This is a genomic window from Chloroflexota bacterium, assembly GCA_040902225.1.
GTDB lineage: Bacteria > Chloroflexota > Limnocylindria > QHBO01 > QHBO01 > CF-167.
The window spans coordinates 310,163-334,697 of the sequence record JBBDXT010000007.1; the positions used below are offsets into that span (position 1 = coordinate 310,163).

Sequence of the window (24,535 nt, forward strand, 5' to 3'; positions counted from 1 at the left end):
GATGGCCGATCTCGAGGGCACCCCAGATGCTCGGCCATCGCGCGCCCGCTTCGTGGCGGCCACCGTGATCGCCGTGCTCCTGTTTGGCGTTCTCGCGGGGCGCCTCTTCCAGCTGCAGGTGGTGGACGGCTCCCGGTATGCGGCCCAGGCCGTGGCGGGACGCACGATCGAGATGCCTATTCGCGCCTCGCGCGGCCTCATCTTCGATCGGGAGGGCCGGCCGATCGCCGTCAACACCCCCTCCTGGACGCTCTATGGCCGACCGGCCGACCTCCCCACCACGAAGTCCGCCCGCGACGCCGTGCTTGCGCGCGCCGCGCGCCTATCGGGTGTCGATCTCAGCACGCTCCTTCGGCGCCTGGTCGCATTCCGCGGATCGCCGTTCGAGCTCGTCCCGCTTGGCACGGAGATCGGCCGTGAGGCCGCACTGCTGATCGCGGAGGAGCAGGAGCAGTTGCCCGGGATCAGCGTGGGGGCCGATGCGAGGCGAGAGTACCTCGACGAGACGGGGGCGCGAAACGGTGAGCTGCTTGCGCACCTGCTCGGGTACACCGGACCTGTGTCGCACGGCGAGCTCGAGGATCTCTCAGCCGTCGGGTACCTTCGCGACGACGTCATCGGCCGCGACGGTGTCGAGGCGAGCTATGAGGAGGAGCTTCGGGGCACATACGGCAGCGAGTTGCTCGAGCGCGACCCAGGCGGCCGGCCGGTAAAGGTGCTCGAGCGGGTCAGCGATCCGATCCCTGGCAGGAACCTGATGCTGACGATTGATGCCAGGATGCAGCGAATCGCAACCGAGACGCTGAAGTGGGGACTCGATGCGGCCGGGGTCGCACAGGGGGTCACGATCGTGATGAACCCCCAGACGGGCGAGATCCTGGCGATGGTCTCGCTGCCGACGTACGACAACGGCAAGTTTGCCGCGGGGATCTCCGCGGAGGACTACGGCGCCTACCTAAGCGATCCCACCAAGCCGCTGCGTAACCACGCCATCGCCGACATCTATCCGCCGGGATCGACCTTCAAGCTGGTGACCGGGCTGGCCGCGCTCGACGAGGCGGTGACCACTGTCTCTCGGCGCTGGCCCACGTACGGCTGCTACCAGATCCCCGATGCGCCGGCCGGGCAGTGCCTCTTCGACTGGAACCGCATCGGCTTCGGGCCGCTGAGCATCGTCGACGCATATGCCAAGAGCTCCGACACGTTCTTCTACCAGATGGCCGTGGCGCTCGGGGTCGAGCGGCTGGGCGGATGGGCGCAGGAGCTTGGCTTCGGCGAGGAGAGCGGGCTGCGGCTCCCGAGTGAGGCCGCCGGGACGGTCATCAGCAAGGCATGGGCCCAGTCGCAGGGACGCCCTGATGTCTTCACCGGGGAGCTAGCCATGGCCGGCATCGGGCAGAACGCCATTGCGGTCACTCCGCTGCAGTTGTTGAACGCGTACGCGGCGGTCGCGAACGGCGGTCACCTGATGCGACCGATGATCGCGCGTGGCGAGACGGACGGAGAGGGAAATCTGGTGCGCACCTACGCACCTGAGCTGATCCGCGACGTGGCCGCGAGTCCGGAGGACCTGCGCACGATGCGGATCGGCGCTCGCGAGGTGATCACCACGGGGCATGCGACCAACATCGGTGCTCTCCGGGTGCCCGGAGCGCTCTCCGGGAAGACGGGTACCGCCGAGTTCGGGACCCCGACGAGTCAGGGGGTCCTCCCCTTCCACTCGTGGTTCGTCGCCTACCTTCCCTCCAAGGCCGGAGCGACGGACGCGGATCTCGCGATCGTGACCTTCACCTACGCGGCCGTGGTCCGGGGGAATGTCTCGCTCGAAGTCGTGAAGTACTTCCTGCAGGAATACTTCAACCTCGACCAGGACCTGCGACGCGAGTTCCAGGTCAATGCGAACTGACCGATGAGCGCTGCAACAGCAACCTTTGTTGAGATGACGAAGGCCCAGCGTTGGCGGGCCTTCGACTGGCAGCTGCTCCTCTATGTGCTGCTGCTGGTCGGATTCGGCATGGTGATGGGCTTTTCGGCCAACTACCAGGCGATCGGTGGCGACGGTGGGCTTTCCCAGACGGTCAAGACCCTCATCTGGACGGGCATCGGCCTCACCCTCTTCTTCGTCGCCGCGAGCATTGACTACCACTGGCTGCAGACGTTCGCGACTCCGATCTACCTGGTCGTACTTGGCCTCCTGCTGGCGACCGTGCTGGTCGGGAGGAATCTGTTCGGGGCGCAGATGTCGATCACAGTGGCCGGCATCGACTTCCAGTTCAGCGAGATCAGTAAGGTGCTGATGATCGTGGTGCTGGCCGCCTTCCTCGCATCGCGTCGAGAACGGATCGGTCGGCTCAGCACGATCGTCGGTGCGGCCCTGCTGATTGCGCTGCCGACGTACCTCGTTTATCGACAGCCCGACCTCGGAACCGCCCTCGTGTTCGTGGCAATTCTGCTTGGCATGCTATTTATGAGCGGGGCCGGGATCGGCTGGCTGGCGCTCCTTGGCGGGACGACCGTGACCGTGGCGCCGATCGCCGTGGCCGCGCTCCAGGAGTACCAGCGACAGAGGCTCTTCTGCTTCCTGGATCCCTCCGCGGATCCGCAGGGGGCCTGCTACCAGGTGGTGCAGGCGCTGAATGCCGTGGGATCCGGCGGGCTGCTGGGCCAGGGCCTGACCGCCGGACGGCAGAACCAGCTGGGCTTCCTGCCGGTGCAGTCCACCGACTTCATCTTCACTGTGGTCGCGGAGGAGCTCGGCTTCATCGGCGGGATGATCCTGCTGGGGCTCTTCGCGCTCTTGATCTGGCGCGTGCTCAGCATCGGCTGGGGAGCGCGGGACGCGTTCGGAGCGAACATCGCCGCGGGCCTCGCGAGCCTGCTCCTGTTCCAGATCACGGTGAACATCGGCATGGTGACGGGGATCATGCCCGTGACCGGCATCCCGCTGCCGTTCATCACCTACGGAGGCTCTTCGATGATCTCGTTACTGTTCGCGATGGGCCTCCTCCAGTCGGTCCGCGTGCACTCCTGGAAGCCGACCTTCTGACCGCGCGGTACCATCGCGGCACCGATGATCACTAGAAGCACCGATCAGCCTCGCCAGCGCTGGCAGATCCTGTTCGCTCGCCGCCACCCCGCCCTGCGAATCCGGCAGGCGGAGCTCCTCACCGAATTCGAGCGCGCGTTTCGCGAGGCCGGCCTCCCGCTGGCAACGTCCAACGCGCAGCATCCGCGACCCAGGCTGAAGTTCGCCGCCAACCTGCCGGTCGGCATCGAGCTGCGCGGGGAGGTGCTGGAGGCGTATTTCGACGACCTGGTGCCGATCGACCGGATCCAGGCCGCCGCAGAGCTGCTCCCCGAGGGGATCGAGGTGGTCGACGCGCGCGAGGTGTGGCACGGCTTCCCGTCAGCCGCGTCCCAGCTGCGAGCCGCTGAGTACGAGGTGGAGGTCCGCAACGGGCCGGAGCTGACCAGCGATGCCCTGCGCGGAGCAGTGGTCAGGCTCCTGGCTGCTCGTCAGCTTCCCGGAATGCGGCGGAGAGGTGAGAGCGAGCGGCGCGCCGATGCGGGGCCTCGCGACCTTCGCCCGCTCCTGGAGGACGCGGAGGTGCTGGAGGTGGACGAGGAGGCGCATCGGGGCAAGCTGCGGCTGGTGCTGCGCCTCGATGCGAGTGGTGCCGGCAGGCCGGAGGACGTCGTGGGTGCCCTCGACCTGCCCCTGCGTGCAGGCCCGGCTGTCCGCACGCGCCTCCTCTTCGTTGACACTCCCCCGATCGCCCGGTAGACTCGCCGTCCCCCGGCGTATCGTCTGGCCGCTTCGCCGTGCGTGGGTCGGCTTCGGTCGGCCCGTCGGTTGCAGTCCATTTCAGAGCTCCCCGGGAGATGATCATGTACGCCGTCCTCAGCAGCGGCGGAAAGCAATATCGGGTCGAGGCCGGCACCACGCTCATGCTCGAGCGTCTTGACGGCAGACCCGGCGAGGCCGGCGCCAAGGTCACCTTCGATCGCGTTCTGCTCATCGGCGATGGCGACGACGTCACGATCGGGACGCCAACCGTGGCGGGCGCCTCGGTGAGCGCGACGGTCCTGGGCGAGGCGCTGGGACCCAAGCTGGTCATCTTCAAGTTCAAGCAGAAGGTCAAGTACCGTCGGCGCACCGGGCACCGGCAGCACATGACACGTGTTCGGATCGACACGATCAACCCGACGGCGGTCAGGAAGCCGACCGCGAAGGCCGATGCGAGCGAGGCCCCGATGAAGGCCGGGGACGTCGCGGAGAAGCCCGCGGCGCGGACGGCGAGGCCGAGGACGAGGAAGGTGGCGGTGGCCGAGCCCGCAGTTGAGAAGGCGGCCGAGAAGCCGAAGGCTCGCCGAGCGGCGAAGCCCAAGCCGAAGGCAGAGGAGTAACGACTGATGGCACACAAGAAGGCAGGCAGCTCAAGCCGAAACGGTCGCGACTCTGCCGGGCAGCGGCTCGGCGTCAAGCGCGGCGACGGCCAGCAGGTCAACGCTGGCACGATCATCGTTCGCCAGCGGGGGAGTACATTCAATCCGGGGGAGAACGTGGGCATGGGGCGCGACTACACCCTGTTCGCCACAAGCGAGGGGACCGTCAAGTTCAGCCACGCGACGCGTAGGAAGAAGCGCGTCAGCGTCATCAGTTCAGAAACAACAGCGGCCTAGGCGGCCGCGGGATCCCAGGAGCCAAGCCATGAAGGCCGACATTCATCCGCAGTACCATCAGGCGCAGGTTCACTGCGTCTGCGGGACCACGTTCACGGTCGGCTCGACCGTGGAGTCGATCCGAGTCGAGGTCTGCGCCAATTGCCACCCGTTCTACACCGGTACCCAGAACATCGTCGACACCGCCGGCCAGGTCGAGCGGTTCCAGCGACGCATGGAGCGATCGCAGCGCGAGTCGTGACGTGCGCCGCCACCTGACCGGGTGGCGGTGGCGCCTCGCCCCCCATCTCCTGTTTCTGGTCCCCGAGCTGCTGGCCGCCGCCGGCCCGTTCGTGATCACCTCGATCGCGCGCGCCGGTGAGCGGCCTCGTTTCCGGATGCCCGACTTCTTCTATGGCGGGCAGGCTCTGATCGAGGGGGTCATGATGCGCGGCCGCACGACCGTGGCCATGAGCGTCCGACCGCCCTCCGGCGAGATCCGGACCTACAGTGAGCCACTCCCCGGGGCGATGGCTCGCGGCAGGTGGGTCAAGGTGCCATTCGCCCGTGGCGTCCTGGTCCTCTACGAGGCGCTGGTGATCGGCACGCGCATGCTGATGCGCTCGGCGGCGATCGCGGCCGAGGGCGAGGACATCCAGATCGGGAAGGGCACCATGGCCGTGACGATGGTGATCTCGATCGGGTTCGCGATTGGCCTCTTCTTCGTCCTGCCGCTCTTCCTTTCGACCTTCGCGGAGCGAGCCACGACCAGCGACCTGCTCGCCAACCTGGCCGAGGGGGGAATTCGCCTGGCCGTGTTCGTCGCCTACATCTGGCTGATCGGGCGCATGGCCGAGGTTCGTCGCGTGTTCGCCTATCACGGGGCGGAGCACAAGGCCATCAGCGCCCACGAGGCTCAGCGTCCGCTGACGCCCGGGGAGGTCGATCGCTTCAGCACGGCCCACACGCGCTGCGGCACGACCTTCCTGCTGATCGTGGTGGTCATCAGCATCTTCTTCTTCGGCCTTATCCCCCGGGCCGGCGTACCGCTCCCGCTCCTCTTCCTGTCGCGGATCGTGCTGGTCCCCTTCATTGCCGCCTTCGCCTACGAGCTCGTGCGATTCGGGGCGAGCCACTATGGCAACCGCGTTGTCCGCGCCATCTACGCCCCCGGCCTCTGGCTGCAGGCGCTCACCACCCGACCCCCGGACCACAGCATGCTGGAGGTGAGCATCGCGTCGCTCGAATCATGCCTGGCGTCGGATCGCGAGGCGGCGCTTCCGGCGAACCCGTGATCGATCGACTGCGCCAGATCGAGTCGACCTACGACGCGGTCGTCGCGGAGATGGCGACGCCGGCGGCGGCCAGCGACCCGGCACGCCTGCAGGCGCTGGGTCGAGAGCTCTCCCGCCTGGAGCCGGTGGTGGAGGCGATCCGCGCCTGGTCCGCGGTCCGGGATGAGCTGGAGGCGACGCGGTCGATGGCGCATGACCCCGACGAGGAGGTGCGCGCCATGGCGCGCGAGGAGCTGGCCGCGCTCGAGGCTCGTGAGCAGGTCATCGACCAGGACCTGCGCCGGCTGCTGGTCCCGCGCGACCCGAATGACGATCGAGACGTGATCCTGGAGGTCCGCGCCGGGACCGGCGGCGACGAGGCCGCCCTGTTTGCCGGCGACCTGTACCGCATGTACGCCCGCTATGCCGAGCGGAGGCGCTGGAAGTTCGACCTGATCTCCGTCAGCGAGGGCGGCGGCGGCGGGGTGAAGGAGGCGATCGCCGAGATCGCCGGCCAGGGGGCCTACTCGCGCCTGAAGTTCGAGAGCGGCGTGCACCGCGTGCAGCGGGTGCCGACAACCGAGGCGGCGGGCCGGATCCACACGTCGACCGCAACCGTCAGCATCCTGCCTGAGGCCGATGAGGTCGAGATCCAGATCCCTGACAAGGACCTCCGGATTGACGTCTACCGATCGAGCGGGCCGGGCGGGCAGAGCGTCAACACCACCGACAGCGCGGTGCGCATCACGCACCTGCCGAGCGGGCTGGTGGTGGCCATCCAGGATGAGAAGAGCCAGCACAAGAACAAGGCCAAGGCGCTGGCCGTCCTCCGCGCTCGGCTGCTGGAACTGGAGCAGTCAAGGCAGGCCGAGGAACGCGGCGACCAGCGCCGGTCCCAGGTGGGCAGCGGTGAGCGCGCCGAGAAGATCCGCACCTACAACTTTCCCGACGACCGGGTCACCGACCATCGCGTCGGTGTCACCGTGCACAACCTGCCCGGCCTGCTCGAGGGTGATCTCGACCGGTTGATCGAGCCACTGGCTGAGGCCGATCAGGCCGCGCGCCTCGCGCGGATCGGCGCCGATGACACCCTCTGAGTCAGTGGCGGGAGCGGTGCTGCCCCAGGCCAGCGCCGGCCGCCTCGTGGCGGCAACCGCGTTCTCGCTGCGAGCCGCCGGGATTCCCTCGCCGCGCCTGGATGCCGAGCTCCTGGTTGGACATGCCTTCGGCCGCGATCGCGCCTGGCTGCATGCCCACCCCGACGCCGAGCTGGGCCCACGAGAAGCCAGCCTGCTGGCAGGATGGATCGAGCGGCGTGCTGCAGGCGAGCCGATTGCCTATATCCGCGGCTTCAAGGAATGGCTCTCGCTGCGAATCGCGACCGACGCCCGAGCCCTCATTCCGCGTCCGGAGACGGAGCTGCTGGTCGAGGCCGCCATCGGCGAGATCGCCGCGCATCTGGTCCGAGGCGAGGAGACGGTGCAGGCCTGGGAGGTGGCGACCGGGAGTGGTGCGGTCGCCCTCGCCATCGCGCTGCGCTTCCGAACCGCTATCGCGCTCGGGCGGCTTCGCCTCGCGGCCAGCGACCTGTCGGCAGAGGCGCTCGAGCTCGCCTCGGAGAACCTGGCAGCGCACGGGGTGGGAGGCACGGTGACGCTCGCGTGCGGCGACCTGCTCGAGCCGGCGGCGTTGCGCGATGGTCGGGCCGACCTGCTCATCGCCAACCTGCCGTACCTGACCAGCGCCCAGGTCGAGACCGGCAAGGGCTCGCTCGCCTGGGAGCCGCGGCGCGCCCTCGACGGTGGAGTCGATGGCCTCGACCTGCTGCGGCGGCTCATCAACGATCTCCCCACAGCCATCGCCTCCGACGGGGCGGCGCTGCTGGAGATCGGGGAGGGACAGGCTGCGCCCGTCCGCGAGATGCTGGCGGCGCTCCCGTCGAGGACCTCGGTCACCACCCTGCTGGACCTCGCGGGCATCGAGCGAGTCGTCCGCGTGGCGTTCGTCTGACTGATGGCCGATCGGCTGACGGGCGACCAGGCTGGCATCGCCCGCGCGGCGGAGCTGCTGCGGGCGGGGGAGCTGGTCGCATTCCCGACAGACACCGTGTACGGCATCGGCTGCCGGATCGGAGACCCCGCCGCGCTGGCGCGCATCTTCACCGCCAAGCGGCGTGACCCGGAGAAGGCCATCCCATGGCTGGTGGCGTCCCGCGCCGAGGTGGCCGGGTCGGGGTTCCGGGTCGACGATCGCGCACTCCAGCTCGCCGAGCGCTTCTGGCCCGGCGCCCTGACCCTGGTGCTCCCGGCGGTGGACGGGGGCGCAACGCAGGCCTTCCGGGTTCCGGCGCACGACGTGGCGCTCTCACTCCTGGCGGCAACCGGACCGATGGCCGTGACCAGCGCCAACCGATCGGGCGAGCCGGAGACCCTCGATGCGGACGACGTGGCCATCGCGTTCGCCGATTCGGAGGAGCCGTCCGCCATCCTCGATGGGGGACGGGTGCCGGGCGGGGTGGCCTCGTCGGTGCTGGACCTGAGCGGCCCCGTGGCGCGGATGTTGCGCGAGGGTGCCGTGTCCCGCGCCGAGGTCGAGGGGCTGATCGGGCCGATAGACTAGCGGCGCCATGCGCGTCGCCATCGGCTCCGACCATGCCGGCTTCGCCCTCAAGGGTGAGCTCTGCAGCCTGCTCGACGAGCTGCGGGTCGAGTACCGCGACTTCGGGACCTTCTCCGCCGATGCCGTCGACTACCCCGATTTCGTGGCACCGGTGGCCAGGGCCGTCTCCCGCGGCGACTACGAGCTGGGGATCGTCATTGGCGGAAGCGGGACCGGCGAGGCGATCGTCGCCAACAAGGTGCGCGGCATCCGCTGCGTCCAGGCCACCAACCCCGTGGTTGCCCGCCTGGCGCGCGAGCATAACGACGCGAACGTGATCGCCTTCGGCGCTCGCATCATCGGCACCGAGGTGGCCAAGGCCTGCCTCCGCGAGTTCCTGTCAAGCCAGTTCGCGGGTGGTCGCCACATCGCTCGGCTGGAGAAGCTGGCGAAGATCGAGGCGGAGGAGGCGGGGCGCTGAGCCTTGCCCTCGACGATCGCGATCGGTCGATCCTGTCCGGTGCGGCCGGAGACGGCGCCGCCCTGGCGATGCGCCTGGTGGTGCGAACGGCCGAGGTCCTGGGTGCCGAGCGCCTGATCCCGATCACGCGGGCCCACGTCGATTCCTGCCTGTACCACGGCGAGGCGACGATCGACTTCGCGGAGCGGCTGATTCACGGCGGCGCCCAGGTGACCGTCCCGACCACGCTGAACGTCGGCGGGGTCGACCTGCTGCACCCGGAGCTGTGGCGCGGCGATCCGGTGATCGCTGAACGCGGGCGTCTGCTGATGGGCCATTACCGGTCGCTCGGCTGCCAGCCAACCTATACCTGCGCTCCCTACCAGCTGGCCGATGCGCGGCCGTCGTTCGGCGAGCAGGTGGCATGGGCCGAGTCGAACGCCATCGTCTTCTGCAACAGCGTGCTGGGTGCGCGGACGGAGCGTTACGGCGACTTCACCGATATCGCCTGCGCGATCACCGGCCGGGTCCCCGATGCCGGCCTCCACCGAACCGACGCCCGGCGTGCCGTGCTGGTCCTGCGGCTCGGGCCGGATGTCCCTGCCGCCCTGCTGGAGGACGACTCCCTCTACCCGGTGCTCGGGATCGTCCTCGGCAGGCGGGCGGGGAGTCGGGTGGGGGTCGTCGCCGGCCTGCCGTCCGGCCTTTCGGAGGAGCGATTGAAGGCCCTCGGCGCGGCCGCCGCCTCATCGGGCGCGGTCGCGATGTTCCACGCCATCGGCTCGACACCCGAGGCGCCGACCCTGGATGCGGCGCTCCAGGGCCGTGAGCCGGAGGAGGTCTTGCAGGTCGGCATGGCCGAGCTGCGCAGCGCGCATGACGAGCTCACGACCGCGCAGGGCGGTGCCCCGCCCGAAACGCCGATCGGCACTGTCTCGCTCGGAACCCCGCACGCGTCGCTGGGCGAGCTGCGCGCGGTGGAGCGCGAGCTGGCGGGTGCCCGTCCCGCGCCCGGCGTCGAGCTGCTGGTGTCCACCGCGCGGACGCTCCTGGCGGAAGCGGAGGGGGAGGGCCTCGCCGGGCGTCTCCGCTCGCTGGGGGTCGAGCTGCTGGTCGATACGTGCAGCTACATCGCGCCGATCCTGCGCCCGAGCCCGCTGCCCGCGATGACCGATTCGGGGAAGTGGGCCTTCTACGCGCCGGGCAACATCGGCGTCGAGGTCGTCTTCGGCTCACTGAGGGAGTGCGTGCGCTCTGCCGTGGAGGGCCGCGTCTGGCGGGATGCTGATGTGTGGGGCACGGCATGAAGGGCATGGTCCTGGCCGATGGCGCCGCCCGTGGCCAGGCGCTCGTCCTTGATGAGCCGCTCTCCTTCTGGGGCGGGGTCGACCCGGCGAGCGGCGCGATCATCGACGTCCGGCATCCGCAGCTCGGCATCTCGCTCAAGGGCCGTGTGCTGGTGATGAGCTCGGTCCGCGGCTCCTCCTCTTCCTCGTCGGTGCTGGCCGAGACCGTCCGAGCCGGCTGCGCTCCTGCCGCAATCCTGCTGGGGGAGCCTGACCTGATCCTGGCGGTCGGTGCGGCGGTCGCCGAGGAGCTCTACGGCATCCGCGTGCCCGTCCTCCAGCTCCAGCTGGCGGACCTGGGAGCCATTCCGGGTGGCGCGGCGGTCTCCATCGGCGAGGGCGGCGAGGTCACGCTCGGCTGACACGCTTGCGGGACCTCGATCTCGAGCCGCCGACCGACATCTCGTTCAGGATCCGTCGGGGGACCCCGACTACATCGAGCCGCTGCTGGCCATGATCTCGACCGGACTCATGAAGTCGCCTGCCTACGCGATCACGCTGCCCGAGCGCTTCACCGACCTTCCTCGCGACTACGCCGAAGAGCTGGCCAACCCCTCCGCGCGCTACTGGTTGGCAGAGGAGGATGGCCGAGCCATCGGCCCCGCGGGACTCGCCCCGTCGGATCCCGGCGTGATGGTCCCCGAGGGTGCGTGGTACCTGGAGGACGCCAAGACGGACCCGGCGGCTCGTGGCCGCGGCGTGGCCCGTGCGCTGCTGGCTGCCGCCTTCGCCGAGGCACGCGCGGCCGGAGCGAACGACTGCGTCGTCGATTGGCGGACCGCCTCGCTGCCGGCCGATCGAACCTGGACTGCGCTCGGCTTCAAGCCGACCGAATTCCGCCTGCACCGGCACATCGACGAGCGGATCGCCTGGGCCGGCGGCATGCCCGGTTAGACTGGCCGTCACCACCACCCGCCGCGACGAGGCAGACCGATGGATCCCTGGGCCCCGCTCGAGATTGAAGATCCCGAGATCTACCGCGTGGTTCGCGCCGAGGAGGAGCGGACGCGGTCGAACCTGGAGCTGATCGCGTCGGAGAGCTACCCGTCGCTCGCCGTGCTCCAGGCGACCGGCTCGATCCTGACCGGCAAGTACGCGGAAGGATATCCCGGGCGGCGCTACTACGGCGGCTGCGAGGTGGTCGACCAGGGGGAGGAGCTGGCCCGGGACCGTGCGAAGCAGCTGTTCGGGGCCGAGCACGTCAACGTGCAGCCGCACGCCGGTGCGCAGGCCAACATGGCGGTCTACCACGCGCTGCTCGAGCGGGGCGACACCGTGCTCGGCCTGGCGCTCGACCAGGGCGGCCACCTGACCCACGGATCCCCGGTGAACTTCAGTGGCCAGTACTACAACTTCGTCGCCTATCACGTGGACCGCGAGACGCACCTGATCGACATGGATGAGGTGCAGGCGCTGGCGCGGGAGCATCGGCCGAAGATGATCGTCACCGGCGCGACCGCCTACCCACGCTTCTGGGACTTCGCCGCGTTCCGGGCCATCGCCGACGAGGTCGGCGCCTACCTCATGACCGATATGGCGCATTTCGCCGGCCTGGTGGCAGCCGACGTGCATCCCAGTCCCGTTCCGCACGCTCACGTGGTCACGACCACCACCCACAAGACGCTGCGTGGGCCGCGCGGCGGGATGATCCTGTGCCACGAGGAGCTCGCCAAGGCGATCGACAAGGCCGTCTTCCCGGCACTCCAGGGCGGGCCGCTGGAGCACGTGATCGCTGCCAAGGCGGTCGCCTTCCGACAGGCGATGAGCGCCGAGTTCCGGCGCGACATGGAGCAGACCGTGGCGAACGCGCGCGAGCTGGCCGCCGGCCTGGTCGCCGCGAGTGCGGCGGTCGTCACCGGCGGGACCGATAACCACCTGATGCTGGTCGACGTGCGACCCCTGGGCGTCACGGGCAAGGAGGCCGACCTGGCGCTCGGCGAGGTCCGCATCACGGTCAATCGCAACACGATCCCGTACGACCCAAACCCGCCGATGGTGGCGAGCGGGATCCGGGTCGGGACGCCCGCGGTGACGGGCCGCGGCATGAAGGAGGCGGAGATGGGCCAGGTGGCCCAGCTGATCGTCGACGGCATCGCCGCTCGCGGCAATCCCGAGGCGCAGGCGGCGATCCGCGATCGCGTGGCGCAGATCGTCGATCGCTTCCCGGTTCCGGGCCTGCCCCAGACGCTGGTGGCCGGCCACGCAACCGCCTAGGAGCCGCGTCGCCGGCTCGATCGGGCTCCGGTATACTCGCGCCGTCCGACCGCTCTGAGTCGAACTGAAGATGGCACAGCTGACCCCGACCGGGCTCGTCAAGATCCTGGGCCTGGTGACCCTGATCATGGTGATCCCAATCGTGGGAGGCTCGGTAGCCGGCCTCATCCTGGATGGGGTCTTCGGCACCGGGCCGTTGCTGGTCCTCATCGGTCTGGCGGGCGGAAGCCTGATCGCGGCAATCGGTATCTGGCTCCTCATCCGCGCCGGTGCGCGGCGGGGCTACGGTAGCGGAACCAGCAATGGGGCCTGACCAGGGCAAGGGCGAGCGTCCGCCAAGCGCCAATTGGGCGGTGGCCTTCGACCTTGGCCTGCGGTTGGGGATCTCGGTCATCCTGGGCGTCGGGGGCGGCCTGCTGGTGGACAGCTGGCTGCGCACCAGTCCGATCTTCACGCTGATCGGGATGGTGCTGGGGATCGGAGCAGCCATGTACACGATCTGGGATGTCGCGCGGCAGAGCATGAGGAGATAGGCGCGCAGTGGTACACGTCGACATCGCAGCCGAGACGCTCTTCGCGATCGGGCCGCTGATCGTCACCAACTCGATGGTCGGGGCGCTCCTCGCATCGATCCTGCTGCTGCTCGCGGCCCGCTGGTTCACGCGTCGCTCCGGGATCGTGCCCAGCCGCGGACAGAGCGTCATCGAGCTGCCGATCGAGTTCCTGGCCGGGATCGTGCGTGGCACCGGCGGCAAGCGCTGGCGCCAGTTCGTCCCACTGATCCTCGCCATCTTCCTGTTCGTGCTGACGGCCAACTGGCTGAGCCTGCTTCCGGGGGTCGGCACCATCGGCCTCTGGGAAGGCGAGGGGGAGCATCGAATCCTCGTCCCGTTCGTGCGCGCGGGGGCCGCCGACCTGAACTTCACGCTGGGGCTGGCGCTCATCTCCTTCGTCGCGTTCATCATGTTCGGGCTCCGCGCCAACGGCGCGCGCGGCTACCTGAAGGAGCTGCTGATCGCCGAGCCGGCCTACATGACGCCGCTGCTGACCCCGATCCACCTGATCAGCGAGCTGTCCCGGGTCATCAGCCTCTCGATGCGGCTCTTCGGCAACGTCTTCGCCGGCGAGGTGCTGCTGGCCACCATGCTGGCGCTCACGACGGCGACCCTCTTCACCCTGCCGCTGGCCTTCGTCGTGCCGGGCGTCTTCATTGGCCTCGAGCTGCTCTTCGGGCTGGTGCAGGCGCTCGTCTTCGCGCTCCTCTCCATGACCTACATCACGCTGGCGATCGCGGAGCATCGCCAGCACGGCTCAGCCGACGACCATGCGGGCGAGGCGCCCGAGCAAGGCACCGCGCCGGCACACGGCGCGGCGTAAGCAACCACAAGGAGGAAGACCACTCGTGGACCTACAGCAACTCGCAGCCGGACTGGCCATGGGGCTCGGCGGCATCGGGCCCGGAATCGGCCTGGGGATCGGCTTCTCCAAGGCGATGGAGGCGATCGGCCGCAACCCGGAGGCCTCCGGAACGATCTTCGTGCCGTACATCCTGGGCCTTGCCCTGACCGAGGCGATCGGCATCTACGCCCTGGTGGTGTCGCTGATCATCCTCTTCGCCAGCTAGGACAAGAGCCGCCATGGCATTCTTTGAGGCATTCGGGGTCGACGTCTTCAAGCTCGCCTTCCAGATCCTCAACTTCCTGCTGATCCTGTACCTGCTCAACCGATTCCTGTTCAAGCGGGTGCTGGGACTGCTCGACGAGCGGCAGGGGCGAATCAGCAAGGGGCTCGAGGACGCGGAGGCGGCCGCGCGCGACCGCGAGCTGGCGCGGGCCGAGCGGGAGACTGCGCTCGACGAGGCGCGCAGTGAAGCGCAGACCATGATCGCCCGCGCCACGAAGATCGCCGAGGACTCGAGGAAGGAGATCGTGGCCGCCGCGCGCGCCGAGGCCGAGAAGGTGGCCGCGCGAGCGACGGAGGAGATCACCGCCGAGAAGCAGCGCGCGATCGCCGAGCTTCGCTCGCAGGTCGCCGACCTGGCGCTCGAGGCCGCCGGCAGGCTCGTCAAGACCGAGATGAACGCGCCCACCCAGCGGCGCCTGATCGACGAGTTCCTGGCCGAGGTCTCGCCCAGCGAAAAGGAGCGCAGCTGACCGATGGCCAGACGGGACACGTCCGCCCGGCGCTACGCGGAGGCGGCCTTCCAGATCGGCCGCGCCGACGGGACGCTCGACGCCTGGGAGCGCGACATGGCGACCATCGGGGCGACGATGCGCCACCCGGAGCTGCGGAGGCTGCTCCAGCATCCTGCCATCCCGTTCGCGGAGAAGGAGCGCGTGCTGCGCGCCGTCATGGGGCATGGGGTTGCGACGGAACCGATCAACCTCGTCCTGCTCATGGTCCGGCGCGGCCGTCCCGGGGCGATCGACGGCATGATCGCGCGCTTCACGGAGCTCCTGCGCCGAGAGCGCGGCACGGTCCTGGCCGAGGTCCGAACGGCACTGCCGCTGGACGAGGGGCAGCGGGCAGAGGTCGCGGCACGCCTGCGGGGCCTGACCGGCTCACAGGTGGAGATAAATGAATCGGTCGATCCGGATCTGATCGGCGGCATCGCGGTGCGGATCGGGGACCGGCTCTACGACGCAAGCGTGCGCAGCCGCCTGGAGCGGTTGCGAGCTCGGCTGACCGCCGCCTAGCTAGGAAGGAACTCAATGGCGATTCGATCCGACGAGATCACGTCGATCATCCGCAGCGAGATCGAGGGGTTTGACGAGGACGTCGACGTCAGCGGCGTCGGCACCATCGTGGAGGTGGGTGACGGCATCGCCCAGATCTACGGCCTCTCGGGCGCCCTGGCGCAGGAGCTGCTCGAATTCCCGAACGGGATCATGGGCATGGCCTTCAACCTCGAGGAGGAGACCGTCGGCGCCCTGATCCTGGGCGACTACACCTCGCTCAAGGAGGGCGACCAGGTCAAGACCACCGGTCGCATCGTTGAGGTGCCGGTCGGCGACGCGCTGATCGGCCGGGTGGTGAACCCGCTCGGGGAGCCGCTCGACGGCAAGGGCAAGCTCGATACGACCAGGACGCGCCCCATCGAGCGCATCGCCCCCGGCGTCATCGTGCGCCAGCCGGTCGATACGCCGGTCCAGACCGGCATCAAGGCCATCGACTCGATGATCCCGATCGGCCGCGGGCAGCGCGAGCTGATCATCGGCGACCGCCAGACCGGGAAGACCGCTATCGCGATCGACACGATCATCAACCAGAAGGGGCAGGACCTCATCTGCATCTACGTCGCCATCGGCCAGAAGCAGTCGACCGTGGCGCAGGTGGTCGCGCAGCTCGAGGAATCGGGCGCCATGGACCACACCATCGTGGTCTTCGCCGGCGCCAGCGATCCCGCCCCGCTGCAGTACCTGGCCCCGTACGCCGGCGTGACCATGGGCGAGGAGTTCATGGACGCGGGTCGTGACGCACTGTGCGTGTATGACGATCTGTCGAAGCACTCCTGGGCCTATCGCCAGGTCTCGTTGCTCATGCGGCGCCCTCCCGGTCGCGAGGCATTCCCGGGTGACATCTTCTACTCCCACTCGCGGCTGCTCGAGCGCGCCGCGCGACTGAACAAGAAGAACGGGGGCGGATCGCTGACCGCACTGCCGATTATCGAGACGCAGGCAGGCGACGTGTCTGCCTACATCCCGACGAACGTGATCAGCATCACCGACGGCCAGATCTTCCTGCAGGCAGACCTCTTCAACCAGGGCCAGCGCCCGGCCGTGAACGCCGGCATCAGCGTCTCCCGCGTGGGTGGCGCCGCCCAGATCAAGGCCATGCGCCAGGTCGCCGGCAAGCTGCGCATCGACCTTGCCCAGTACCGCGAGCTCGCCGCGTTCGCCCAGTTCAGCTCCGATCTCGACAAGGCCACCCGCGACCAGCTCACCCGGGGGGAGAAGACGACCGAGATCCTGAAGCAGCCACAGTACGAGCCGCTCGCCGTCGAGAAGCAGGTCGTGATCATCTGGGCGGCAACCAACGGCCTCCTCGACGACGTCCCCACCAACAAGATCGCCGAGTTCGAGGCGGGCCTCTACCGCCACCTGGAATCGGGCTACGAGACGGTCCTCCCGACCGTCGCGAAGGAGAAGCTGCTCTCGGACGAGACGGTGGCGACGCTGGAGAAGGCGGTCGAGGAGTTCAAGCGCCAGGGCGGATATGGCGAAACCGATGGCGGCGCCCCGGCGGCGACGGGCGACGCACCGCAAGCTGCGCCGAAGGCTGCCAGGGCCGCGCCAAAGGCCAAGGCCGCGCCAAAGGCCAAGGCACCGGCGAAGGCCAGGGCGACGAGGAAGCAGTCCTAGCCGATGCCAAGCCTGAAGGACATCCGCAGCCGGATCGGATCGGTCCGGAACATCGCCCAGATCACCCGGGCGATGGAGATGGTCGCTGCGTCTCGCATGAAGCGGGCGCAGGACTCCATCCTGGCCGCGCGTCCCTACGCCACCGAGCTGGAGGACACACTCCGGCGGGTCGCCGGCGCCCAGGGCCTGACCGAGGACGTGGATCCTCTCCTCGCGCGTCGGCCCGTACGGCGGGTGGCGATGATCGTGATCACGACCGACCGCGGCCTGGCAGGGTCGCTCAACGCGAATGCCACCCGCGCCGTCCTGCGTTGGGTCACGGAGCGCGCCTCAAGCGGCGGCAACCAGATCGAGATCGACGCGATCACCGTGGGCCGCAAGGGACGGGATGCCCTGCGGCGAGCAGGCGTACCGATCGCGGCGCACTTCACCCAGCTCGGCGATCGGCCATCGTTCGCCGATGTGACACCGATCGCGCGCCTCGTGACCGCGGACTTCCTGGCGGAGAGCTACGACGAGATCGACATCGCCTACAGCACCTTCGTGTCGACCCTCGCCCAGAAGCCGCAGATCGATCGGCTGCTGCCGGTCGAACGACCCGAGATGGGCGAGGAGCACGAGCGCACGAATGACGAGTACCTGTTCGAGCCGTCGCCGGAGGCGGTGCTGAGCCGCCTCCTGCCGCACTACGTCGCCATCGGCATCTATCGCGCCGTGCTCGAGAACAACGCATCGGAGCAGTCGGCACGCATGATCGCCATGCGGAACTCGACTGACAACGCGAACGAGCTGATCGACGACCTGACGCTGGTCTACAACAAGACGCGCCAGGCAACCATCACCCGCGAGATGATCGAGATCGCCTCCGGTGCGGAAGCGCTCGGCTAGGCAAGGAGAGAGACAGACCGATGGCGACCGGTAAGGTGATCCAGATCACGGGCCCCGTGATCGACGTCGAGTTCCCGCCCGGCGACCTGCCCGACATCTACAACGCGCTCGAGATCAAGCGCCCGACGAAGGCAGGCCAGAAGGGCGACGACGCCACGCTGGTGGTCGAGGTGCAGCAGCACCTCGGCAACAACTGGGTGCGAGCGGTCGCGATGTCGACGACCGACGGGCTGGCTCGCGGGCTCGACGCCGTCGACACGGGCGCTCCCATCACCGTGCCCGTCGGCGAATCCACCCTCGGACGCGTGTTCGACGTCCTGGGCCATCCGATTGACGGCAAGGGCCCCGTCAAGGCAGAGAAGTTCCTGCCGATCCACCGCGACCCGCCGCCGTTCGACCAGATGGAGACAGAGGCGCAGGTCTTCGAGACCGGCATCAAGGTCATCGACCTGATCGCCCCATTCCGGCGGGGCGGCAAGGTGGGCGTCTTCGGCGGAGCCGGCACCGGCAAGACGGTCATCATCCAGGAGTTGATCCGCAACATCGCCGCGGAGCACGGCGGGTACTCGGTGTTCGCCGGCGTCGGCGAGCGCTCGCGCGAGGGGAACGACCTGCTCGGCGAGATGACCGAATCGGGCGTGATCGACAAGACGGTCATGGTCTTCGGCCAGATGAACGAGCCGCCAGGCGCGCGACAGCGCGTTGGCCTGACGGCGCTCGCCATGGCCGAGTACTTCCGCGACGAGGAGGGGCGCGACATCCTCCTCTTCATCGACAACATCTTCCGGTTCACGCAGGCGGGCTCTGAGGTTTCGGCACTCCTGGGCCGCATGCCCTCGGCGGTGGGCTACCAGCCGACGCTGGCCACCGAGATGGGCGACCTCCAGGAGCGGATCACCTCGACCAAGAAGGGCTCGATCACGTCGCTGCAGGCAATCTTCGTGCCCGCCGACGACTACACCGATCCGGCGCCGGCAACCACCTTCGCGCACCTCGACTCCACGATTCGCCTCGAGCGCTCGATCGTGGAGCTGGGCATCTACCCCGCCGTCGACCCGCTGACCTCGACCTCGACCGTGCTCGATCGTCGCATCGTGGGGGACGAGCATTTCGAGGTCTCGCGGGAGGTGCAGCGGACGCTCCAGCGCTACAAGGACCTGCAGGACATCATCGCCATCCTCGGCATGGATGAGCTGTCGGAGGAGGACAAGGTCTCCGTCTCGCGGGCTCGTCGCCTGCAGCGCTTCATGAGCCAGCCGTTCTTCGTGGCCGAGCAGTTCACCGGGCGCTCAGGCGCCTATGTGGAGCTCAAGGAGACGGTGCGCGGCTTCCGCGAGATCCTGGAGGGCAAGTACGACCAGCTCCCCGAGCAGGCCTTCTTCATGGCCGGCAAGATCGAGGACGTGGTCGCGAATGCGGAGCAGATGGGCTGATGCCGCTCAAGCTGGAGATCGTCAGCCCCGAGCGGATGGTCTACGACGACGACGTCGACATGGTCATCGTGCCGGGCCGCAACGGTCAGCTCGGCATCCTGCCGCACCACACGCCGCTGATCAGCTCGCTCGGCGTTGGGGAGCTGCGGATCAAGAAGGGCGGGAGCGAGGAGTCGATGCTCATCAGCGGCGGGTTCGTTGAGGTGCGGCCGGACAAGGTCATCGTGATGGCCGACCTAGCGGAGCACTCTGACGAGATCGACGAGGCCAAGGCCATCGAGGCGCGCAAGCGCGCCGAGTCGGAGCTTGAGCAGTCCAAGGACCCGGTCGACATCGCCCGCGTACGTGCCGCTCTCCAGACCGCCTTGATGCGGGAGCGGATCGCCACCCGCCGGCGCTCGCGGGGCTGAGGCCCCGGATGCAGGCCTGCGACCACTGCGCTGCCCGGTTCGCTCAGCTGCCGGTGCGGATCGAGATCGTGCGCGAGTCAGGACCGATCGGGTTGCCCGGCGACCAGGCCGCGGCATCCGCCAACTTCAGCAAGGGGTACGCCTTCTGCTCCAGCGACCACGCATATGGCTGGGCGAGGGAGCGGCGCTACATGCTCTGCAACGCGGCCCCGACCCCGTTCGAGGCGGGCATGCAGCCCTTCCTGCCCTCGCGCCACATGGGCGGTCGCGTGGGCCTGTGCGACGGCCATCATCTCGGTCCGCACGAGTGGAAGGAGGCGTGGCCCGCCTAGCGCGGGTCATCGGCTGATGCAGAAGTTCATCGTGACCGGCGGCGTGCCGCTCCGCGGCGAGGTGCGGATCGCCGGCGCCAAGAACGCGGTCCTCAAGATGATGGCCGCTGCCGTCCTGACGGACGATCGCTGCGTCCTGCGCAACGTGCCGCGCATCAGCGACGTGCAGATCCTGCGCGGGGCCATGACCGACATCGGCTTCTCGGTCAGCCCGCTCGAGGGCGACGGCCTGGAGATCACCGCCGCCCATGCCGATTGGCTCTTCGTTCCGCTCGAGGCGGCGAGGAAGATGCGCTCGTCGTTCATCCTGCTCGGCCCGCTCCTCACCCGCTTCGGGCGCGTGATCATCAGCAACCCGGGTGGCGACCGGATCGGGAGGCGCCCCGTGGACCTCCATGTCGAGGCCATGCAGGCCCTGGGAGCCGAGATCGAATACAAGAACGGCTACTACTTCGCCCAGGCGCCGCGCGGGCTGCGAGCCGCGCGCATCGCGTTCCCGTACGTGACCGTGATGGGGACCGAGAACGCGATGCTGGCCGCCACCCTGGCCCGCGGCAGCACCGTCATCGAGAACGCCGCCCAGGAGCCGGAGGTCGACGACCTGGTGGCGATGCTGCAGGCCATGGGGGCGAAGATCGAACGGACTGCTCCACATCGGCTGGAGATCGAAGGGGTGGACCGGCTGCGCGGAGTCGAGCACCGCGTCCTCGGCGACCGGCTGGAGGCAGGCACCTTCGCCATGGCCGCGGCGGTGACCGGCGGCGAGATCACCGTGCGCGGCGTCGACCCGACACACCTCTCCGCCTTCACCGATCTGCTGACGGGCATGGGCATTTCGACCGAGACCTTCGAGGAGGATGGCGGCGGGCTGCGCGTGCGCGGAGGCGACGGGATTCAACCGGCCGATGTCGAGACTCAGCCGTACCCGGGCTTCCCGACGGATCTCCAGGCCCCGTTGTCCGTGCTCATGACGCAGGCCGATGGCGTCTCGACCATCCACGAGACGATCTACGAGGACCGGCTCGACTACACGACCGAGCTGGTCAAGATGGGGGCGGTGATCGAGGTGCTCGACGAGCGCCACGCGCGCATCGCCGGGCCGACCCCGCTGCACGGTCGCGAGGTGGAGATCGCCGACCTGCGAGCCGGCGCGACGCTCATCCTCGCCGCACTGGCGGCCGCCGAGACCAGCGTGATCTCGGGGGTCGAGCACGTCGACCGTGGCTACGAGGCGATCGAGTCCAAGCTCGTCGACCTCGGCGCCCAGATCACACGAATTGACGCGTAGGAGGCACCGTGTCGGGCACCCATCGGTTCACGGCGGAGCTGGAGGCAGGGCGTGGCGGCGGCGCCATGGTCCTCGTGCCGCCGGAGGTCGCGACCGCCCTTGGGGGTCTCAGGCAGATGCGCGTCGTCGGGATCGTCAACGGGGTGCCGTACCAGAGCAGCGTGATGCCTTACGGCGGGCGGGGGCTGTCTGTCGCCGAGGCGAAGCGGCCTGAGACCCGCGAACGGCGGCTGGCCGCCGCGATGGAGCGCCTCGGGTCACAATGAACGCCGCATGAAGATCGGGATCGACCTCGGAACGGCGAACATCCTCGTCTACGTGCAGGGCAAGGGGGTCGTCCTCAACGAGCCGAGCGTGGTCGCCATCAACGACGATGACAACCGGCTGGTGGCGGTCGGCGAAGAGGCGCGCGAGATGATCGGGCGCACCCCCGGCAACGTGCGTGCCATCCGCCCCATGCGTGACGGTGTCATCGCCGACTACCTGATCACCGAGGCGATGCTGCGCTACGTGATCAACAAGGTCTCCCGCGTCCGCCTCTTCAAGCCCGACGTCATGATCAGCGTCCCGTCCGGGGTCACCAGCGTTGAAAAGCGGGCTGTGCGCGACGCGGCCATGAAGGCCGGAGCGCGCGACGCCTACCTGATCGACGAGCCGCTGGCCGCCGCCATCGGCGCCGGCGTTCCGATCTCGGGGCCCTCGGGGAACATGATCGTGGACATCGGCGGCGGCACGACCGAGATCGCCGTGATCGCGCTGGGGGGCATCGTGGTGGCGGATTCTGTGCGGGTCGGCGGCACCAAGATCGACGAGGCGATCGCGAATTACATACGCCGTAAGTACAACCTCATGGTCGGCGAACGGACCGCCGAGGAGGTCAAGATCGGCATCGGCTCAGCCCTGGCGCTTGACGAGCCGATGCAGATGGAGGTCAAGGGGCGCGACATGATCGCCGGCCTGCCACGCACCATCCCGATCACCTCCGGCGAGGTGACCGAGGCGATCGAGGCGCCGCTGGCCCAGATCATCACCGCCGTGCGCAACGTGCTGGAGCAGACGCCGCCGGAGCTGTCGAGCGACATCATCGACAAGGGAATGGTGATGACCGGCGGCGGGTCGCTGCTGCGAAACATCGACGCCCTGCTCACCCAGGTGACGGGTATCCCATGTCACGTGGCCGATAACGCACTGAACTCGGTCGCGGTCGGGACGGGGCTCGCGCTCGAGCACTTCGACCAGTTCCGCAAGAGCCTGGTACGGGGCTCGTGACCGTCGCCGCGCCGGCCTCGATCGCGGCAGGAGCCGATGTCGAGGCCGGGCCCATCGCAGCGGCCAGCCGCCGTGCGCTGGCCTTCGCCGATTTCCACATCCACACGCGATACAGCAGGGATTCGCTCCTCACCGAGGATCGCCTTATCCGCCTCGCCATGGAGCGCGGCCTGACGCACATCGCCGTCACCAACCACAACAACGTCGAGGGCGCGATCGCCGTCAGGGATCGGGTGCTGGCGCAGGGGTTCGAGGACCGGCTGCACATCGTGCTCGGGGAGGAGGTCTCAACCGCCGACGGCGAGGTGGTGGGGATCTTTCTGACCAGCACGATCGCGCCGGGCTCGACGGCCGAGGAGACGGCCGACGAGATCCACGCGCAGGGTGGATTGGTGTCGATCCCACATCCCTACGACCCCTTCCGCCGGTCGCACATCCGGGAGGCTCCGCTGCTGCGGCTCGCCGACGCCGGAAAGATCGATGCGATCGAGGTCTTCAACAGCCGCGTCACCCTGGCCCGGCACAACGAGCAGGCTGCGGATCTCGCGGCTCGCTACGGGATCCCGGGGATCGCCTGCTCGGACGCCCATTCCGGGCTCGAGGTCGCGATGAGCTTCAACGCGCTGCCCGCCTTTGAGACCGCCGACGAGCTGCGAGTCGCGCTGCGCGAGAACGAATGGCACGGCACTCGCTCTACCAAGCTGATCCACGCCACGACGCGCTGGGCGGTCTGGTCGAAGGCCCTGCGCAAACGGCTTGGGCGTTGAGCGGCGAGGGCCACCAGGCTGGCCAACGCGAGCACGGCCACTCGCTGTACGAGCCGGGCGAATTCCTTGGCGCACCCCCCGAGGAGGCGATCCCCGAGCGCGAGGTAAGCCTGGCGCGGCGCTTCCTCAACCTGCGGACGATCGGCTCGATCGTCTTCGGCGTGGCGATGCTGGTCCTCCTCTTCAGGGTGGTCCTGAACATCGACCTCGGGGAGACCTGGAGCCAGATCTCCTCCGCGAACCCGCTCTTCCTGCTGCTGGCGACGCTGGCCTATTACGCGACATTCCCGCTGCGAGGGCTCCGCTGGCGCTTCGTCCTCGGTCGCGTGGGGACGCACATCGGGCGGCGGGATGCCACCGAGATCCTGTTTCTCAGCTGGTTCGTGAACTGCCTCGTGCCGGCGAAGCTGGGCGACCTGTACCGCGCATATCTGCTGAAGGGCAACTACGGCGGCTCCATCTCGCGCACGGTCGGCACGATCTTCATCGAGCGGATTGCCGATATCGTGGTCATCTTCACGCTCGCCCTGGCGGCGGGCTTCTGGAGCTTCCGAGGGCGTTCGCGGCCCGAGATCGATGCGCTCTTCCTGGCCGGCTTCGCAGTGGCGGCGATCCTGGTCGTGCTGGTGATCGGCCTGAACTACTTCGGGGGGCACCTGACGCGCTTCCTCCCGGAGCGCGTGGCCGACCTCTACCAGCGCTTCCACGAGGGGAGCACCGGTGCCCTCACCGTCCGCAGCGTGCCGGTGATCGGCGCCCTGACCACGGTGATCTGGCTCTTCGAAGGGCTGCGCCTGTTCTTCGTGATCCGCGCCCTGGAGCTCCCTGACGCGAACCTGGGGATCAGCGCGTCGCTCTTCGTGGCGCTCGCCGGATCACTCCTGACGGCCATCCCGCTCACCCCTGCCGGTGTCGGCTTCGTGGAGGCCGGGATCGTCGGCCTGCTGACGCTGTACGGCGTGGTCGGCGAGCCCGCGGTGGCGGTCGCGCTCACGGATCGGGCCATCAGCATCCTGACCGTGATCCTGCTCGGCGGCATCCTGTACGCCTTCTCCGCAAAGGTCCGCCGTGCGCACGCCGGCAGCTCCGGTGCGGAGGCCGCACGAGCCTGACGCCGGAACCGCATGCCGCATGCGGTCGGTACCTTTCTCCCATTGAGAGACTACCCCGCCACTGCGATTCTGCGGTTGCTCGCACGCACCACTTGGGCGATTCATGTCCGGGTGGGCGACG

Annotated in this window: 30 protein-coding genes and 1 pseudogene; all 31 read left to right on the forward strand. The window is 68.8% G+C overall.

Annotated features, from left to right (window positions below):
• The first annotated feature begins 1 nt into the window (after nucleotide 1).
• The 31 genes and pseudogenes from WEB29_10195 (at nucleotide 2) to WEB29_10345 (ending at nucleotide 24,414) form a co-directional block, all read left to right on the forward strand.
• Nucleotides 2-1,906: a penicillin-binding transpeptidase domain-containing protein gene (locus tag WEB29_10195; protein MEX2137299.1), complete on the forward strand. Its 1,905-nt coding sequence runs from the start codon at nucleotides 2-4 to the stop codon at nucleotides 1,904-1,906.
• A 3-nt stretch (nucleotides 1,907-1,909) separates the two neighbouring features.
• Complete coding sequence (gene rodA / locus WEB29_10200; GenBank protein ID MEX2137300.1) at nucleotides 1,910-3,046, forward strand: rod shape-determining protein RodA; 1,137 nt, start codon at nucleotides 1,910-1,912, stop codon at nucleotides 3,044-3,046.
• Between the two features lie 24 nt (nucleotides 3,047-3,070).
• Complete coding sequence (locus tag WEB29_10205; GenBank protein ID MEX2137301.1) at nucleotides 3,071-3,784, forward strand: TIGR03936 family radical SAM-associated protein; 714 nt, start codon at nucleotides 3,071-3,073, stop codon at nucleotides 3,782-3,784.
• Between the two features lie 104 nt (nucleotides 3,785-3,888).
• Nucleotides 3,889-4,407: a 50S ribosomal protein L21 gene (rplU, locus tag WEB29_10210; GenBank protein ID MEX2137302.1), complete on the forward strand. Its 519-nt coding sequence runs from the start codon at nucleotides 3,889-3,891 to the stop codon at nucleotides 4,405-4,407.
• Nucleotides 4,408-4,413: 6 nt separating this feature from the next.
• Complete coding sequence (gene rpmA, locus WEB29_10215; GenBank protein ID MEX2137303.1) at nucleotides 4,414-4,683, forward strand: 50S ribosomal protein L27; 270 nt, start codon at nucleotides 4,414-4,416, stop codon at nucleotides 4,681-4,683.
• 28 nt (nucleotides 4,684-4,711) lie between these two features.
• The gene (gene rpmE / locus WEB29_10220) at nucleotides 4,712-4,924 is read left to right on the forward strand and encodes a 50S ribosomal protein L31 (protein MEX2137304.1); all 213 of its coding nucleotides are present in this window, start codon (nucleotides 4,712-4,714) and stop codon (nucleotides 4,922-4,924) included.
• 1 nt (nucleotide 4,925) lies between these two features.
• Nucleotides 4,926-5,957 carry a DUF1385 domain-containing protein gene (locus tag WEB29_10225; protein ID MEX2137305.1) on the forward strand — a complete coding sequence of 344 codons (1,032 nt, stop codon included), beginning with the start codon at nucleotides 4,926-4,928 and terminating at the stop codon, nucleotides 5,955-5,957.
• Nucleotides 5,954-7,033, forward strand: coding sequence for a peptide chain release factor 1 (gene prfA, locus WEB29_10230; GenBank protein MEX2137306.1), 1,080 nt, complete (start codon nucleotides 5,954-5,956; stop codon nucleotides 7,031-7,033). Before WEB29_10225 ends, prfA begins: the two co-directional genes overlap by 4 nt.
• Nucleotides 7,020-7,946, forward strand: a complete 927-nt coding sequence (gene prmC, locus WEB29_10235; protein ID MEX2137307.1) for a peptide chain release factor N(5)-glutamine methyltransferase — start codon at nucleotides 7,020-7,022, stop codon at nucleotides 7,944-7,946. Before prfA ends, prmC begins: the two co-directional genes overlap by 14 nt.
• A 3-nt stretch (nucleotides 7,947-7,949) precedes the next feature.
• Nucleotides 7,950-8,555, forward strand: a complete 606-nt coding sequence (locus WEB29_10240) for an L-threonylcarbamoyladenylate synthase (protein MEX2137308.1) — start codon at nucleotides 7,950-7,952, stop codon at nucleotides 8,553-8,555.
• 7 nt (nucleotides 8,556-8,562) lie between these two features.
• Complete coding sequence (gene rpiB, locus WEB29_10245) at nucleotides 8,563-9,015, forward strand: ribose 5-phosphate isomerase B (protein MEX2137309.1); 453 nt, start codon at nucleotides 8,563-8,565, stop codon at nucleotides 9,013-9,015.
• Nucleotides 9,012-10,301 carry an aconitase X catalytic domain-containing protein gene (locus tag WEB29_10250; GenBank protein ID MEX2137310.1) on the forward strand — a complete coding sequence of 430 codons (1,290 nt, stop codon included), beginning with the start codon at nucleotides 9,012-9,014 and terminating at the stop codon, nucleotides 10,299-10,301. The genes rpiB and WEB29_10250 overlap by 4 nt, the downstream gene beginning before the upstream one ends.
• Nucleotides 10,298-10,702, forward strand: coding sequence for a DUF126 domain-containing protein (locus tag WEB29_10255; protein MEX2137311.1), 405 nt, complete (start codon nucleotides 10,298-10,300; stop codon nucleotides 10,700-10,702). The genes WEB29_10250 and WEB29_10255 overlap by 4 nt, the downstream gene beginning before the upstream one ends.
• A gap of 91 nt (nucleotides 10,703-10,793) precedes the next feature.
• A complete protein-coding gene (locus WEB29_10260) occupies nucleotides 10,794-11,234 on the forward strand; it encodes a GNAT family N-acetyltransferase (protein ID MEX2137312.1) in 441 nt (146 codons plus the stop codon).
• Between the two features lie 39 nt (nucleotides 11,235-11,273).
• Nucleotides 11,274-12,554, forward strand: a complete 1,281-nt coding sequence (glyA, locus tag WEB29_10265) for a serine hydroxymethyltransferase (protein ID MEX2137313.1) — start codon at nucleotides 11,274-11,276, stop codon at nucleotides 12,552-12,554.
• A gap of 70 nt (nucleotides 12,555-12,624) precedes the next feature.
• Nucleotides 12,625-12,867, forward strand: coding sequence for a hypothetical protein (locus tag WEB29_10270; protein ID MEX2137314.1), 243 nt, complete (start codon nucleotides 12,625-12,627; stop codon nucleotides 12,865-12,867).
• Complete coding sequence (locus WEB29_10275) at nucleotides 12,857-13,087, forward strand: AtpZ/AtpI family protein (GenBank protein ID MEX2137315.1); 231 nt, start codon at nucleotides 12,857-12,859, stop codon at nucleotides 13,085-13,087. The genes WEB29_10270 and WEB29_10275 overlap by 11 nt, the downstream gene beginning before the upstream one ends.
• Nucleotides 13,088-13,094: 7 nt before the next feature.
• On the forward strand, nucleotides 13,095-13,931 hold the full coding sequence (atpB, locus tag WEB29_10280; protein ID MEX2137316.1) for a F0F1 ATP synthase subunit A: 837 nt from the start codon (nucleotides 13,095-13,097) through the stop codon (nucleotides 13,929-13,931).
• 25 nt (nucleotides 13,932-13,956) lie between these two features.
• Entirely contained in the window at nucleotides 13,957-14,178 is a 222-nt protein-coding gene (gene atpE, locus WEB29_10285; protein MEX2137317.1) for an ATP synthase F0 subunit C, read from the forward strand.
• Nucleotides 14,179-14,191: 13 nt separating this feature from the next.
• Nucleotides 14,192-14,707, forward strand: a complete 516-nt coding sequence (gene atpF, locus WEB29_10290) for a F0F1 ATP synthase subunit B (GenBank protein MEX2137318.1) — start codon at nucleotides 14,192-14,194, stop codon at nucleotides 14,705-14,707.
• Between the two features lie 3 nt (nucleotides 14,708-14,710).
• Complete coding sequence (gene atpH / locus WEB29_10295; protein ID MEX2137319.1) at nucleotides 14,711-15,250, forward strand: ATP synthase F1 subunit delta; 540 nt, start codon at nucleotides 14,711-14,713, stop codon at nucleotides 15,248-15,250.
• Between the two features lie 15 nt (nucleotides 15,251-15,265).
• Nucleotides 15,266-16,759 (forward strand): annotated as a pseudogene (gene atpA, locus WEB29_10300) (F0F1 ATP synthase subunit alpha).
• 159 nt (nucleotides 16,760-16,918) lie between these two features.
• The gene (atpG, locus tag WEB29_10305; GenBank protein ID MEX2137320.1) at nucleotides 16,919-17,803 is read left to right on the forward strand and encodes an ATP synthase F1 subunit gamma; all 885 of its coding nucleotides are present in this window, start codon (nucleotides 16,919-16,921) and stop codon (nucleotides 17,801-17,803) included.
• A 20-nt stretch (nucleotides 17,804-17,823) separates the two neighbouring features.
• Entirely contained in the window at nucleotides 17,824-19,236 is a 1,413-nt protein-coding gene (atpD, locus tag WEB29_10310; GenBank protein ID MEX2137321.1) for a F0F1 ATP synthase subunit beta, read from the forward strand.
• Nucleotides 19,236-19,646 carry a F0F1 ATP synthase subunit epsilon gene (locus WEB29_10315; GenBank protein ID MEX2137322.1) on the forward strand — a complete coding sequence of 137 codons (411 nt, stop codon included), beginning with the start codon at nucleotides 19,236-19,238 and terminating at the stop codon, nucleotides 19,644-19,646. The genes atpD and WEB29_10315 overlap by 1 nt, the downstream gene beginning before the upstream one ends.
• Before the next feature lie 8 nt (nucleotides 19,647-19,654).
• Nucleotides 19,655-19,978 carry a hypothetical protein gene (locus tag WEB29_10320; protein ID MEX2137323.1) on the forward strand — a complete coding sequence of 108 codons (324 nt, stop codon included), beginning with the start codon at nucleotides 19,655-19,657 and terminating at the stop codon, nucleotides 19,976-19,978.
• Nucleotides 19,979-19,994: 16 nt separating this feature from the next.
• Nucleotides 19,995-21,266: a UDP-N-acetylglucosamine 1-carboxyvinyltransferase gene (murA, locus tag WEB29_10325; GenBank protein MEX2137324.1), complete on the forward strand. Its 1,272-nt coding sequence runs from the start codon at nucleotides 19,995-19,997 to the stop codon at nucleotides 21,264-21,266.
• A gap of 8 nt (nucleotides 21,267-21,274) precedes the next feature.
• On the forward strand, nucleotides 21,275-21,532 hold the full coding sequence (locus WEB29_10330) for a YdeI/OmpD-associated family protein (GenBank protein ID MEX2137325.1): 258 nt from the start codon (nucleotides 21,275-21,277) through the stop codon (nucleotides 21,530-21,532).
• A gap of 7 nt (nucleotides 21,533-21,539) precedes the next feature.
• Complete coding sequence (locus WEB29_10335; GenBank protein MEX2137326.1) at nucleotides 21,540-22,535, forward strand: rod shape-determining protein; 996 nt, start codon at nucleotides 21,540-21,542, stop codon at nucleotides 22,533-22,535.
• A complete protein-coding gene (locus WEB29_10340; GenBank protein ID MEX2137327.1) occupies nucleotides 22,532-23,302 on the forward strand; it encodes a PHP domain-containing protein in 771 nt (256 codons plus the stop codon). The genes WEB29_10335 and WEB29_10340 overlap by 4 nt, the downstream gene beginning before the upstream one ends.
• Nucleotides 23,299-24,414 carry a lysylphosphatidylglycerol synthase transmembrane domain-containing protein gene (locus WEB29_10345; GenBank protein ID MEX2137328.1) on the forward strand — a complete coding sequence of 372 codons (1,116 nt, stop codon included), beginning with the start codon at nucleotides 23,299-23,301 and terminating at the stop codon, nucleotides 24,412-24,414. Before WEB29_10340 ends, WEB29_10345 begins: the two co-directional genes overlap by 4 nt.
• Nucleotides 24,415-24,535: the final 121 nt, after the last annotated feature.